10 protein-coding genes are annotated in these 15,120 nt (G+C 37.9%); 3 read left to right on the top strand and 7 right to left on the bottom strand.

Translation table 11 applies throughout. The features are described 5' to 3' along the window. Positions 1-6: 6 nt before the first annotated feature. Complete coding sequence (locus MY9_RS20415) at positions 7-168, top strand: hypothetical protein (protein ID WP_014666065.1); 162 nt, start codon at positions 7-9, stop codon at positions 166-168. Between the two features lie 203 nt (positions 169-371). Continuing rightward, the gene (gene fbp / locus MY9_RS20420) at positions 372-2,297 is read left to right on the top strand and encodes a fructose-1,6-bisphosphatase (RefSeq protein WP_014666066.1); all 1,926 of its coding nucleotides are present in this window, start codon (positions 372-374) and stop codon (positions 2,295-2,297) included. Positions 2,298-3,323: 1,026 nt separating this feature from the next. Here the strand turns inward: fbp and MY9_RS20425 are convergent. From MY9_RS20425 to MY9_RS21415, 6 genes are all read right to left on the bottom strand, one after another. Next, positions 3,324-6,041 carry an AbiH family protein gene (locus MY9_RS20425; protein ID WP_014666068.1) on the bottom strand — a complete coding sequence of 906 codons (2,718 nt, stop codon included), beginning with the start codon at positions 6,039-6,041 and terminating at the stop codon, positions 3,324-3,326. Positions 6,042-6,087: 46 nt separating this feature from the next. Then, entirely contained in the window at positions 6,088-9,246 is a 3,159-nt protein-coding gene (locus tag MY9_RS20430) for a type I restriction endonuclease subunit R (RefSeq protein ID WP_014666069.1), read from the bottom strand. Positions 9,247-9,267: 21 nt separating this feature from the next. Next, positions 9,268-10,554 (bottom strand): restriction endonuclease subunit S, encoded by a 1,287-nt coding sequence (locus MY9_RS21410; RefSeq protein WP_014666070.1) that lies wholly within the window; start codon positions 10,552-10,554, stop codon positions 9,268-9,270. After that, on the bottom strand, positions 10,544-12,136 hold the full coding sequence (locus tag MY9_RS20440; protein ID WP_014666071.1) for a type I restriction-modification system subunit M: 1,593 nt from the start codon (positions 12,134-12,136) through the stop codon (positions 10,544-10,546). The genes MY9_RS21410 and MY9_RS20440 overlap by 11 nt, the downstream gene beginning before the upstream one ends. 390 nt (positions 12,137-12,526) lie before the next feature. Next, on the bottom strand, positions 12,527-13,006 hold the full coding sequence (gene rlmH, locus MY9_RS20445; protein ID WP_003226975.1) for a 23S rRNA (pseudouridine(1915)-N(3))-methyltransferase RlmH: 480 nt from the start codon (positions 13,004-13,006) through the stop codon (positions 12,527-12,529). A gap of 80 nt (positions 13,007-13,086) precedes the next feature. Then, on the bottom strand, positions 13,087-13,257 hold the full coding sequence (locus tag MY9_RS21415; protein ID WP_003219122.1) for a CxxH/CxxC protein: 171 nt from the start codon (positions 13,255-13,257) through the stop codon (positions 13,087-13,089). A gap of 186 nt (positions 13,258-13,443) precedes the next feature. Here MY9_RS21415 and MY9_RS20450 point away from each other — a divergent pair, with 186 nt between their 5' ends. Further along, positions 13,444-13,857: a hypothetical protein gene (locus MY9_RS20450; RefSeq protein WP_014666072.1), complete on the top strand. Its 414-nt coding sequence runs from the start codon at positions 13,444-13,446 to the stop codon at positions 13,855-13,857. Between the two features lie 33 nt (positions 13,858-13,890). Here MY9_RS20450 and fdhA read toward each other — a convergent pair whose 3' ends face one another. Further along, on the bottom strand, positions 13,891-15,117 hold the full coding sequence (gene fdhA, locus MY9_RS20455; RefSeq protein WP_014666073.1) for a formaldehyde dehydrogenase, glutathione-independent: 1,227 nt from the start codon (positions 15,115-15,117) through the stop codon (positions 13,891-13,893). Positions 15,118-15,120: the final 3 nt, after the last annotated feature.

Below are 15,120 nucleotides of genomic sequence, written 5' to 3' on the forward strand. Positions count from 1 at the left end.
GTCGACATGTACAAAATCATCATTCCTGCCATACTAGCCATCTTCGCGCTCTGGATACTTTTACAGATTTCCCTGGAGATGAGCATCGTTAAGAATCCAATGAACTACTTTATCGTATTCATTGTCTTTTTCCTCTTTATCAAGATGTTGAAAGAAAAACAACAATAGTTTGCTTTGAACAGGAAACCAGATTTGACATCTGGTTTTTTTGTGTTTCACTTTATCCACTCGTTTCAATTGTCTCTAAAAGCAGTTATGCGGTACTATCATATAAAGGTCCAATAATGAAAACCAATGTCATACTTTTAAATTCACCTTATCATGCACATGCTCATAAATAGGGGTTTATTCTAAAAAGGGGATGGACGATTTTGGAAAGCAAGTACCTAGATCTACTCGCGCAAAAATACGATTGTGAAGAAAAAGTGGTAACAGAAATCATTAATTTGAAAGCGATATTGAACCTGCCAAAGGGCACTGAGCATTTTGTCAGTGATTTGCACGGGGAGTATCAGGCATTCCAGCACGTGCTGCGCAATGGTTCAGGACGAGTCAAAGAGAAGATACGCGACATCTTTAGCGGTGTCATTTACGATAGAGAAATCGATGAATTAGCGGCATTGGTCTATTATCCGGAAGACAAGCTGAAGTTAATCAAACATGACTTTGATGCGAAAGCGGCATTAAACGAGTGGTATAAAGAAACGATTAATCGAATGATTAAGCTCGTTTCTTATTGCTCCTCCAAGTATACCCGCTCCAAACTGCGCAAAGCACTGCCTGCCCAGTTTGCTTATATTACGGAGGAGCTGCTATACAAAACAGAACAAGCTGGCAACAAGGAGCAATATTACTCCGAAATCATTGATCAGATCATTGAGCTTGGCCAAGCCGATAAGCTGATCACCGGCCTTGCTTACAGCGTTCAGCGGCTGGTGGTCGACCATCTGCATGTTGTCGGCGATATTTACGACCGCGGACCGCAGCCAGATAGAATTATGGAAGAACTGATCAACTATCATTCTGTCGATATTCAGTGGGGAAATCACGATGTCCTTTGGATCGGCGCCTATGCCGGTTCCAAAGTGTGCCTGGCCAATATTATCCGCATCTGTGCCCGCTACGACAACCTGGATATTATTGAGGACGTGTACGGCATCAACCTGAGACCGCTGCTAAACCTGGCCGAAAAATATTATGACGATAATCCAGCGTTCCGTCCAAAAGCAGACGACAACAGGCCAGAGGATGAGATTAAGCAAATCACCAAAATCCATCAAGCGATTGCGATGATCCAATTCAAGCTTGAGAGCCCGATTATCAAGAGACGGCCGAACTTTAATATGGAGGAACGGCTGTTATTAGAGAAAATAGATTATGACAAAAACGAAATCACGCTGCACGGAAAAACATATCAACTGGAAAACACCTGCTTTGCGACGGTGAATCCGGAACAGCCAGATGAGCTATTAGAGGAAGAAGCAGAAGTCATAAACAAGCTGCTGTTCTCTGTCCAGCATTCCGAAAAGCTGGGCCGCCATATGAATTTTATGATGAAAAAAGGCAGCCTTTATTTAAAATATAACGGCAACCTGTTGATTCATGGCTGTATTCCTGTCGATGAAAATGGCAATATGGAAACGATGATGATTGACGATAAACCGTATGCGGGCCGTGAGCTGCTCGATGTATTTGAACGATTCTTACGGGAAGCCTTTGCTCACCCGGAAGAAACCGATGACCTGGCGACTGATATGGCCTGGTATTTATGGACAGGCGAGTACTCCTCCCTCTTCGGAAAACGCGCCATGACGACATTTGAGCGTTATTTCATTAAAGAGAAGGAAACGCATAAAGAAAAGAAAAACCCCTATTATTATTTACGCGAGGACGAGGCAACCTGCCGAAACATCCTGGCAGAATTCGGCCTCAATCCAGATCATGGCCATATCATCAACGGCCATACACCTGTAAAAGAAATCGAAGGAGAAGACCCAATCAAAGCAAACGGAAAAATGATCGTCATCGACGGCGGCTTCTCCAAAGCCTACCAATCCACAACAGGCATCGCCGGCTACACGCTGCTATACAACTCCTACGGCATGCAGCTCGTCGCCCATAAACACTTCAACTCCAAGGCAGAAGTCCTAAGCACCGGAACCGACGTCTTAACGGTGAAACGATTAGTGGACAAAGAGCTTGAGCGGAAGAAAGTGAAGGAAACGAATGTGGGTGAGGAACTGCTGCAAGAGGTTGCGATTTTGGAGAGTTTGCGGGAGTATCGGTATATGAAGTGAGGGATGTGGGGTTCAGGGATTATTCTCTGGACTCTTTTGCGGTTTTTCATTTAGTATAGCAAATTGCTAGAAAGTCTGGTTATTTGCAGTCATAAATTCATAAATAACCAATACAAATTTGAAAAGATGAAATAGTTCGCTATCAACTAACTTGAAGAAGGTTGCCCTTACTTTTTTATAAACAAGAAGGATGGAAGTCATTACAAAAGCTGAGAATTAAATAGCGAAGGAAATCGCTGTAGGTTTCGAAACACTGTTCGAACATGTTTACCATTCGCTGTTGCGGCGTTATTAGCGTTGTCTACTTCTCAGCGTTTTAGACCAACAATCATAATAGAATTTTAACCTTGAATCATACAGCAGTATTAGTCGAAATCATATCAGATCAAAATCTATAGGGTACTTCAAAAATATCAAACAATATATGCTTTATATTGTAATTAATAAAAATACGTTTGAACAAATAAAAAGACTTTTAAGAATAATTAATAAAATTTAATTGGATTTTGTATATACAGAACAAACAGATTAAACAATCTCAATGGGGTAGTAATCAATGGAATAAGCCAAAAGCATATTTAGATAATGGGCGGGTGAAGATTGATAATAAATAATCGAAGTGAACGCTCGTATAAACCATTCAAAAATATCTAAAAGAAGTGGAAAGAAGGTCGATTATTGCGAACACGTCTAAAAGAGCAAAGGCGAATGTCGTCATAAATTACTCGTTGAAATAGCGAAAAAAATGGTTTAAACCTGTCCTAGTACTTAATATCTCATTTTAAGAATCTTTTCAACCTTGATATTGCCGATGTAATAACACTGGACAAACTTCCATGGATCAAGTAGTTCCAAGATCATTGTTATATAAAATAGTCCCCGATTATTTAGTAATTGGGGACTATCTAACCCTTAGTATTCTGCTTCTCCATTATTGTATTCAAAAAAATATATAACTCAAGAGGGACAGAGGAGGTGGGGACTCCATTAACTATTTTCATTAATCGTGGTTAGCTCTAGCTTTATTTACTTTTCAACTCTTCTTAATTCATCATTCAACCACGCTATCTTTTCATCCAACGCTTTATGCCAATCTTGTTTCATTGCCTGGGCATACTTAATTGGGTTAGCTTCCAAATTTTTGGTCTTGTAGCTATCATAATCTTTACTATTAATAATCCCACCAATATTGGGAATACTATTGGCACCTGCAACATACTGTATAGCTGATAGATCAAGTTCATCTTTTGAAACAAACCACGCTTTAGAAAAATCCTTAATGACTTTATCTCGGGCTTGTGTTAACAATTTACGTTTTAGTTCTAGTACATCTTCTTCTGTGTTTAATTTTATATGATCAATCTCATCCGTGATTTCAAGGTAAACTTCCATTACAATAGCGGCTTTATTCTCTTGCTTTAAAGTTTTATAAATTTCTTCAATTACAGATTTATTTCCTGTTGCATACTCATATAACAAACTATCAATTCTGGTATATTTATTAGTAACAGATTTTGTCCCCGGGTCATATTCATTATTTTTATTTGAATTACTTACAGCTTTCTGTTCTATATCCTGACCTATCAACTTGATAGTTTGAATTTTCGTACTCACTTCTTCTAAAAATTCCTCAACAATTGATTGATTTCCTATATTTGATATTTCTAAAAACAAGTTGCTTAATTTTATTAAGATAGCGTTATCTATTAAACCCTCAATACTATTAAAGAACTGAAAGTGAGGATTTCTATACTCCAAATAATATTCTTTAATTGACTTTATATCCTTATCTACAATAAATTTAGTATCATTTGAAAAAACATCTAAGATAACATCAACAATGATATTACGGCATGAAGTCATTTGATCTGGAGTTTTTAAATGAAAGAGTCTAAATTTAGGGAAACCTACTGATTCTTTATTATCCCTCATAATCGATGAAAGCTTAATAAAATTGTCAGGATAGCCATTTAAAACTATTTCCTCAATTTTGTTTCCTACTGTTAATTTAGGAACTAATTCTGAGGTATAATCAATATGTAAAATTTGTAGATTTTCTAAATGAACTTCTTCTTTGTAAACATTTTCCTCATTGGTTATAGAAATATTAACCTCTAATAAATTTGTCGATTTTTCCAGTATATCTTTTTTAATTAAAATGTCTGTATTTCTCAATATTGTTAATTTTTCTATATTATTGTTCTTATAAGAATGAATAGAGAAGATATTCTCTTGTGTATCTAATAAATTAGCTGTATAAGAGCAATCAATTATTTCAAGTCTATTCAATGATTTACAGACAGAAATATCTGCGCTCTTATTACATCCATTCATTAGTGTGCAATTTTCCATTTTAATATAATTTAATCTACTACCTCTATTTAATAGTTGGATGAAAAAATCACTATTTATTTCTGTATTAGAAAAGATAACCTTATTCACCCACTGCAACACAACTAGAAAATCCTTTGAATTGATAAGTTTATTAAAGTCAATTGATTCTATTGTTTCTTCAAAATATAGCCGAGATATACTTGAAACATTTTCATCCTGTACCATTTTTTTAGCAATACAAAGTACTCTCTCTATATTACTCGGCCTTATTCTGAATTCCTTAATATTACGAAAAGTAAAATGGTCTATAGATAATGATAATTCAGATAATATATCTTCTTCCGGGAATTTATTTGTTAAGAAAGGATCTATAGTCCTATATTCCTCATAGTTTGATACTATTAATCTATCCTTCATTAATATCTCTAAGAAAGGAACCAATACAATTTTCTCAGCAATTGTCGAACCAAATTTTTTTAGAATTTCTTCCATTTTAAAAATATAATCATCTTCATAATAAAAAATAAACACCTTATTTGCTTTTTGGATTAACTTTGATAAGAATGGAAAATCACTTCCTTGAAGAGAATGTCCTATAATAAATAAATTATGATTTATATCTTCATTGTTCAAATCAATAGTAGATATTATTTTTTTTCTTGTTGAATTTAATAATTCATTTTCTTTAATTCTAAACAACTTATCATTAATTAAAGACTGAGAATAATGAATCTTATCTATTTCCTCACTATCTGTAAATCCCCCTCCAAATAAGATATTTTCTTCTTCAAGACTACCATGGATATGAAAAACTCTTTTTATCGCTTTGTTCACTTCTGATTTAGATTGAGGTAAATTACTAGAATCATAAAGCACACTCTCACATAAATCCTTAATTGTGTTCGTATAATTAAAATTAATAAAGAAAGTATTTTCATCTTTAATCATTTTTTTAAAAAATGGATTCACTTCTTCTGTGAATTTTTTGAAATCAGAATGCCCATTCTGAATTGTCTTTTGTTCAACCCATCTTGGGTATTCAGCTGAAAGATATTCATGAAAATCCTCTTCTAACCTTTTAATAGAATCATTTATAGATGTTATGTCAAAGATATCTTGAGTTTCTTTATTTTTCTGGGATCTATCATTTATTCTTCTAACCGTTTCTTCATATAAACTTTCAAAATCGGACCAATTCAAATGGAAATCTTCATATTTCCTCAGAAAAAGTCTATTATAGTTATATAATTCATAATCTTCTATGAATCTTTTTCTATTCTTAATATATTCAATGAAATTCTGATATGAACTCTTGAGACCAATACTCATATCAAACCCATTTCCAACAATAACTATATTTCTTGTACTATTATTATTAATATCTATCATTTCTTGATATTCTTTGTTCATAAAGTATTCTCCCAATAAGCTTCTAATGATTCGTTAAATATCAAATCTAACGTAATTCATCATTCAAAGGTACAATAACTTCATCTAACGTCTTTCTCCACTGGCGCTTCAGTTCTGGTCCGTATTTCAATGGTTTTGCTTCTGGATGTACGGCTTTATATTTATCAAATTGCTTGCTATTGATGATTCCTCCGATATTCGGAATAGGGTCTGCCCCTATCACATATTGAACTGCAGATAAATGCAGCTCATCCTCTGCCACAAACCAAGTATTCGCAAATTCCCTAACCGCTTGGCTGCGTTTTTTCGTGAAGAATCGTCTTTTCACTACAAGAATATCTTCCTCTTCATCTACTTTTTCCGTATCAATGGCATTTAACATCTTACGGTATACGTCTTTAACAATGTCTGACTTATCCAGTTTTTGAAGTGCGCTTTCGATCTCATTACGGATATTCTGGTTATTGGCCGAGTATGTTTCTAATAGTCGATCAATATACGTTGAATCAATATCATAGATCTTCACTGCATTTTCTCCATAAAACTCAATGTCTGAAAAATCCGGCTCCGGGCCATCTTGACCCTCTTCATCTATAAGTGAACCTTTAATCGTGTGATAGATACCAATATATTCTTCTAGTGTTTCCACCTGTTCTTGAAGTGCTGCTGATTTCTCTATATCATCGTTGTAGTCATCATATGTAACTAACGCTTCGTAAGAATTATTTAGCTCTTGAAATGCTTTCACGAACTCAATTCGGGTTTCAAGAGATGTGTGCTCATCAATATCGGTTGGATTGGGAATTAACGTAGTTAGCGCTTTGTGAGCCTTTCTAAAGCGTTTCTTCGATTCATAATACGTTGGATAAACAAGACTAGATTCCTCTTGTGCATGAGAATATAACTTCGTTGCATTCTTTACGTTTTGTTCCATTGTGAAAGGTTTACGGAATGTCACAATTAATCCTTTTGTCTTTCCTGGATATGTACGATTGGTCCTAGAAAAGGCTTGAATCAAATTGGCATAACTTAAATTCCGATCCACAAATAACGTTTGAATCGTTGGGGCATCAAAACCAGTCAATAACCGATCGACAACAATGACAAGGTCAATTTGTTTCCCAAATTCTTTAAATTCCCCTTTTTTACGAGCTAACCGATTGTTAATATCACCATTATATCGTTCAATATCTTCTATCGACCAAGCAGTGTGGTAGTAATCGTTATAATCCTTAATAATCTCAATCATTTCATCTTGAGTTTGCTTGGAATCTTCCTCGTTTTCTTGCATTGAATACGTAATCGCAATCCGGGGAAAGTCAGGATCTTCAATTGTACGCCCTGTTCGGATCGGGTGTCCCGCAAACTCTTTTGTTAACCAATCTAGATCTTTCGTCATTTCTTTAATGGCCTGATAGTAACGTTTCGCCATATCAATGGAACTTGTTGTTAAAATAGCTGATTTTTGCGGGCGGCCGTTTTGAAAATCAAATTTAATATAAGCATTATCCGGCCTAAAAATCTTATGAATGACTTTTTGAATATGTTCATCATTCTCGAACGAAGATGGTTCAAGATATGCTTCTTTTTCGATTCCATCCATTTGATCAATCATATCGTTAATTTCATCATCACTACAATTGGCGTATTTTTCTTGATGACGCAGCTGTACGAAAATATGATTATTTAATGAAGTGGGGTCAATTGTATCTTCATGCTCTACTTGAAACCCTAAAACAGCACCATCATCTAACGCATTCTTAATGGTATAGGTGTGCAAAACGTCTCCATATTGGTCACGAGTAGTGCGAGATAATCGACCCTTCGCTTGTTTTTTATTTTCATTAAATATCGGTGTCCCTGTAAATCCGAACCAAGTTGAATTTGGAAAGAACCCCTTAATGACTTCCATGCCTTTTGCACTTAACGCACGATGGCATTCATCCACGACAAAGACAATATGCTGCCCCAGCAGTTTCTTAAAGCGCTGAGTACCTTTTTGCTCCTCTTGCCTTTGGGCATAGCGCAAGGCCGCTTCTAGTTTTTGACGAGTGGTAATAATCACTGTATTAGAATTGGCATCAGACAGTAGAGTATCACTTAACTCCTTGGCACTTCCCGTTCCGACAATCAAGCTATTCGATATTGCATCACCAGAAGAAATACCGGTATTAAACTCAGAAGCAAACTTGGTGAATTCTGTCGTCGTTTGATTATCTAAGTCTTTTCGGTCAATCAGCATAATCGTACGGTCTACACCTGGTTTGCGAGCCAATAACTTGGTAGACACAAAACTTGTCAACGTTTTTCCTGAACCCGTCGCATGCCAAACAAAGCCGGATTGATGCCTCATGGCGGATGTAAACAAGGCTTCTATAGCATGAATTTGATACGGTTTTAATACCACTAGAGCTTTGTTGTCTTGGTCTTCACTCACAATTGTATAATTGGCAATCAAACGGTGTGCATCTGGAATGTTTAACACTTGTTTCACAAACTCATAGAGATTTTCTACTTTTCGATTATCCGTTGTCCGCCAGCTAAAGAGCAATTTCTTATGCATATCTTTTGGCAGCGCATTGGCAAAATAGCGAGTCGTTTGTTCGTTGGAAATGACAAATAACTGCAAGGTAGAAAAGATATTGTTTCGAAACATTCCTTCTTCTGCGTATTTCTTGATTTGATAATAGGCTTGGAATACGCCGTCTTTGGCACTGGCCTGTTTTAATTCAATTTGAACAATAGGCAATCCATTAATGAGAAGTGTCACATCAAATCGCCGATCACGCCCATCAACGTTAGCCTTTTGTTTCGCTATCTGGTGAACGACTTCGTATGTAGAAATTCCTCCGCCAATGTCTTGATTGGAATATAGTACCAACGACATGGAACCCAATGAAACATCTTCACGTTCAATCGTAATACGAGCAATTCCATTTTCCCCTTTGAGCCATTTTGCAGCATCGAAGGGTGTCTGCGTTTTCGATAATAATTCTGTTTTAATCTTGTCAAACTCTTTATCAGAAATTGGATGTTCCCCAATTTCTGATAAGTTGTTTTGCGTGATTTTTTGACGCAAGTTCTCCCATAGGTCTTCTTCCGATTTTAAATCAGGACGACAATTCCACTGATTATACCCTTCCCCTAACACTTCGATCAGGCGACGTTCCACTTCAGCTTCATTTTTATGCAGGATCGTTGTCATATTTCCCCCCCTCTTTATTCGTTAGACAAACATTTTTTGCAGAAATGCTTTTTTTGTTTCTTTTAAGGTTTCTAATTCACTTTCATGGAGAGCGATCGTGTCGTCTAGTTGTTTGAAGAAGTTGCCGATTTGAGTTTGTTCTTCCAATATCGGGAACACACTTTCAAACTTTAAAAGGTTTGTTGTGCTAATTCCAAATACCTTCATTCCTGTACCTGTCTTATAACCATACTTCCTAAAAGTTTGGGAGTTAATCAAATAGTAAAGAAACAAAGAATCTATTTGCTTCGGTCTCAAAGCTATCGTATGGAGTCCAGAAACTAGTTTGTATGGCACATCTATAGTAACTACTGCAGGTGCGGCTATTCCTTGATAATCTTCTGAAGCATCAGCTAATACTAAATCTCCCTTTTCCAGGAGTTCATAGTTTCCAGCCGCTTTAATGTTTGGCAAATCGCTAAACTCATCTATTATATCGGCAACTTTTGTATGGATGTCACCATAATGTATATACTTGTATCCTGTATATTCATTCGTCTCGACATCACGAGATAAAGAATATGATTTTACCCTATCCACCATTGAATCTAATTTACGCTCTTCCCACTCTCCAGTAAATCCCGGGAACCGAACCTCCGGCACAGACTCTCCTTCTTTTGGAAACATTTTTTGCAAGAACCCCTGTTTTGTTTGTTTGAGGGTGGTTAGTTCTTTCTGGTGAAGAGCGATAGTTTCGTCAAGACGTTTAAAGAATGAACCGATTTTGGTTTGCTCCTCTAATATTGATGGAATACCAACGCTTACTTTTGAAAAATCACGTTTAGTAATATGTGGTTGCGCTGAACCAACTTGATTTGTTGACATAAACGTATCAATAATATTTCCACGTAATACAGCTGTCATGTAATCATCGGACACTTGATTACTCATTATAGGTCTAAGAATTAACATAGCAGAGTTAATACGAACAGAAGGATAGTGATTCCTAGTTTTCTTATCATAGTATGCAACGTTTCCCAATGTTCCGCGTGATGTTAGAACAAAGTCATAAAGTTCTAATTTTCCACTTCTTAGTGATTCATCTTTTTCTTTAGTGATGTACTTTTTAGTTGAGAAATCAAAACCATTTTTCTTAACGTTACCAGTATCTAAGAATAAAGTTTCTCCATTTTCATTAAAGTCGGACTCCCCAGGATAATTTTTGCCTCTATCTCCATCCAAAATATTAAAAATATCTCCTAATTTACGCTCTTCCCACTCTCCGCTAAATCCTTCAAATCTCACTTCTGGCACTCGCTTATTTCCCACGATTAAACACCTCTAACGCACCCTTGACCCATTCCACATTTTCTTCATCATATTGCAACGAAGAAATCATGTCATACAGGCTAGATTCTAGTTCTGCTTTTTCTTTTCGAATATCTTTAATCTTTGCACCAATCGCAGCCATATCCACAGGTTCTTCTTCCTCAAACGTATCTACATATCGAGGAATGTTCAAATTGAAATCATTCTCTTTGATCTCATCAAAGGTAGCGACGTGCGCATATTTCTCAACATCTTCTCGCTTCTTATACGTTTCGACAATCTTATCAATATTTTCTTTAGAAAGTTTATTTTGGTTCTTTCCTTTGATAAACTCTTTACTTGCATCAATAAATAACACATCACGAGTGTAGCGATTTTTTTTCAAGATGATGACTGTTGTTGGAATCGATGTGCCAAAGAATAAGTTTGCTGGCATGCCAATCACGGCATCAATGCAGCCATCTTCTAATAATTTCTTGCGAATCACACCTTCTGCCGCTCCACGGAACAGTACTCCATGCGGTAAGACGATGGCCATCGTTCCCGAATCTTTCAAATGGTAGAACCCATGTAAAAGAAAAGCAAAGTCGGCTTTTGATTTTGGCGCTAACTTTCCGTAACGATTGAAACGTGAATCATCTAAGAATGTAGCATCTGCAGACCATTTTGCAGAGTATGGTGGATTCATAAGAACAGAATCAAAGGTATATGGCTCATCTGTCGGCCAATCTTTGTTCAATGTATCCCCATTGCGTAAACGCATATCTTCTTTATTAACACCATGCAAAATTAAGTTCATCTTCGCTAGATTAAAAGTTGTTGTGTTTAGTTCTTGTCCATGATATTTTATACTATCTGGATAATTAATATAGTTTCGAATATTCAACATTAAAGAACCAGATCCCATGGTCGGGTCAAATACGCTAAATAATTTTTTGTCTTCTTGACCGATTGCGGCAATACGCGCCATCATTTCAGATACTTCATGAGGTGTATAGAATTCTCCAGCTTTCTTACCAGCTTCAGAGGCAAATTGACTAATTAAGAACTCATAGGCATCTCCAATCACATCGCCATTATGCCCAATTACATCGACATCATTTAGCTTCCTTAGTACTTCTGAAATGGTAATGTTTCGTTGTTGATCATCTGATCCTAGTTTTTTTGATTTTAAATCCACATCATCAAACAACCCATTAAATTGATCATATTTAGTAGACAAATCAATAAAGGCTTTATTCAGGTCATTTAACTGAAACGTGTTTAGTTTCGCTTGATTGGTTAATACATTAAATAAATACTCTGGTTCAATATCATAGCCTAATGTATCAACTAACGTTTCAATCAAATCACCTCTTATCTCTTCATCTCCTAATAAATCCTTATACAATTGCGTTTGTTTTTCTTGTGTGTTGTATTTATCTAGAGATTCATCTGCTATCTCAACTACTTTTTCTAATAACTTGTCAGATAAGTATTTGTAAAAGATTAATCCTAATAAGTAGTTTTTATATTCTGATGCATCCATTTTGCTTCGCAAGTTATCTGCAGCACTAAATAATATTGCGTTTAATTCAGCCATATTGTGTTCCTCACTTTTTCTATTATTGGTCTAATTGCTTTAAAATTCCTAAATAAAGTTGCTCTTCAAGTTCTACTTGTTTCTTTGCCAGAGCTTGATGCTTTCTAGAAAATGAAATAAGCTTTCTCTATTGTCCGTTGCATCTTAATACATTGTAACTTGATATTCAACTCTTTTAAAATTGCTGAGCTTAATTTTGTACATTATTTCCCTGTATAGAAAATTCCATTTGCTTTTTCATTAAGTATGATCCATTCATGGTTAACATAAATATCTCCTATCTAAATGATTATGTTATATTAAGTGTTTCGCAAAGTTTTGGTTTATGATCTTCACTTGGTTTAAGTTATTTACCATACCGGCTATAGAACTAACATGACTAAATGTAACCTATTTATGATAAGGCTCCCCACGATTAATCCGAAAAGCCCGATAAATCTGCTCCACCAGAATAAGCCGCATCAACTGATGAGGAAACGTCATCTTTGAAAACGACAGCTTTTCATCCGCTCGCTTCATCACTGCGTCGCTCAATCCAAGTGAGCCGCCGATGACGAAGGTGACTTTGCTTTTTCCATATGTAGCCAGCTTATCTATTGTATCGGCTAGTTCTTCGGATGTTTTCATTTTTCCTTCGATGGCGAGGGCGATGACGTGGGCGTCGGGGCTGATTTTGGATAGGATGCGGTCGCCTTCTTTGTCTTTTATGATTTTCATGTCCTGGTCGCTTAGGTTTTCCGGCGCTTTTTCGTCCGGGAGTTCGATGATGTCGATTTTTGCGTAGGCCGAAAGTCGTTTGGTGTATTCTTCAATGCCTTGCTTGAGGTATTTTTCTTTTAGTTTTCCGATTGTCACAATATTGATATTCACAGGTCATCCCCACTTTAAAAACAAGTTATTCATATATGTTGTCCACAATTGTGGATATATTTTCTGTATTTTGTGTAAGATCATTCGTTCCCCACTATATATACTGCGGGGTCTCCACATAATTCACAGGCTGTGGATAAACTGTTAGTATGTTCGATTTTTCTGATTTCGGGCGGCAGCTCGTGGTCGTCTATGTACATATCCAGCACCGTTTCGATGTGTTCTTCACAGGAATAATACGCTTGTTTCATGTTCAAATCCTCCGATGGTTTCTTGCGTTATTGCAAATATTCTCTTCCCAATATAACCTATTTATTCACATGTTAGTAGTGCTTCGGGCTGAGTTTTATCCACAATTCGACAAACAAGCTGTTGATGACTCTATTTCGCGACCGTGTGTTAGTTTGGATGTAACCGATGTGTGGGGAGGTTTGCATTTGCGCTTTAGATGGGTTTGGCTTTTTGTGATCATGTTGCTGCTTGCTGGGTGTCAGCCGTCTTATTGGGTGTTGGAGAAGGATCGAATCGGTGAAGGCAGTTCCGAGCTAGAATTATACGCAAATTACCTTCAAACACATGATGACGTAAAAGGGTATCAAGTCTTCACCATTTTAGAAAGCAGAAAGATGGTTATTGTGTCTCTCGGAAGCAGCGATAAGGATAAGAAGCTTGAGGTGTCAGACGTCAAATACTCACCTAAAGAAAAGATTGTAACTGTGAAACGAAAGCCGGCTCCCGAGGAAAATGAGAAAAACCCTTATATTTTGATTGGACTGGACAAAATCGAAGGGGATTTCATCGTACAGGATGAAACGGGAAACCGCTTTGAAGAAACGGATTATCAGCAATAAAGCCGGCGTTCTGAGAACGTCCGGCTTTTTCTTTTACTTCAATGTCCCATGCGGGTCGATGACGAATTTTTTGGCTGCGCCTTTGTCGAAGTCGCTGTAGCCTTTTGGCGCGTCGTCCAGAGAAATGACGGTGGCGTTGACCGCTTTTGCGATCTGCGCTCTGCCGCTCAGGATCGCTTTCATCAAATTGCGGTTGTATGTCATTGCCGGCGTTTGTCCGGTGACGAAAGTGTGGGCTTTGGCCCAGCCGAGTCCGAAGCGGATTTTTAATGAGCCTGTTTTGGCGTCTGCATCCTTTGCACCGGGATCTTCGGTCACGTATAAGCCCGGAATTCCGAGGCTGCCTCCGACCTGGGTGACATCCATGATCGAGTTCAGCACGGCGGCTGGCGCTTCTCCTTGATTGCCGTGCCCGGATGCTTCAAAGCCGACACAGTCCACTGCGGCATCAACGGTTGGTTCACCTAGTATTTGTTCAATTTGCTCGCCAAGGCGGTCGTGTTTTTGCACGTTGACCGTTTCACAGCCGAAGCTTCTCGCCTGTGCCAGTCTATCTTCGTTCAGATCGCCGACAATCACGGTGGAGGCCCCTAGGAGCTGAGCGGAGTGTGCAGCAGCCAAGCCGACAGGCCCCGCTCCCGCGATATAAACGGTTGAACCTGTTTGCACGCCCGCTGTGTAAGCTCCGTGGAAGCCGGTCGGGAAAATGTCGGACAGCATGGTCAAATCGAGAATCTTTTCTAACGCCTGTTCTTTATCAGGGAATACCAAAAGCTGAAAATCAGCGTAGGGCACCATGACGTATTCAGACTGGCCGCCGACCCAGCCGCCCATATCGACGTAGCCGTAAGCCGAGCCCGGCCGGTCAGGATTGACATTCAGGCACACGTGCGTTTTCTGCGTTTTGCACATCACACAGCGCCCGCAGGCAATATTAAAAGGAACGGATACGATATCGCCTTTTTTGATAAATTCAACGTCCCGCCCCGTATCAATAACTTCTCCAGTAATTTCATGCCCGAGCACCAAGCCATCAGGCGCCGTTGTGCGGCCTCTGACCATATGCTGGTCGCTTCCGCAAATGTTGGTTGTAATGACTTTGAGAATAACCCCATGCTCACATTTTCGATTCACATTTGCCTTCGGGACGCCGGGCCCGTCCCTTAAGATTAACTCCGGATAACCGATATCCTCCACCGCCACGTTTCCTTTGCCTTTGTACACAACCGCTTTGTTTCCTGTCAACGCCATTCCTCCCATTCA

The organism is Bacillus sp. JS, assembly GCF_000259365.1.
GTDB classification, from domain to species: domain Bacteria; phylum Bacillota; class Bacilli; order Bacillales; family Bacillaceae; genus Bacillus; species Bacillus stercoris.

Coding starts and splice junctions, on each gene's coding strand:
- fdhA (WP_014666073.1), bottom strand. CDS start 15,117: ATGGGAGGAATGGCGTTGACAGGAAACAAAGCGGTTGTGTACAAAGGC.
- MY9_RS21415 (WP_003219122.1), bottom strand. CDS start 13,257: ATGAAACAAGCGTATTATTCCTGTGAAGAACACATCGAAACGGTGCTG.
- MY9_RS20415 (WP_014666065.1), top strand. CDS start 7: ATGTACAAAATCATCATTCCTGCCATACTAGCCATCTTCGCGCTCTGG.
- MY9_RS20440 (WP_014666071.1), bottom strand. CDS start 12,136: ATGGCTGAATTAAACGCAATATTATTTAGTGCTGCAGATAACTTGCGA.
- MY9_RS20430 (WP_014666069.1), bottom strand. CDS start 9,246: ATGACAACGATCCTGCATAAAAATGAAGCTGAAGTGGAACGTCGCCTG.
- MY9_RS20425 (WP_014666068.1), bottom strand. CDS start 6,041: ATGAACAAAGAATATCAAGAAATGATAGATATTAATAATAATAGTACA.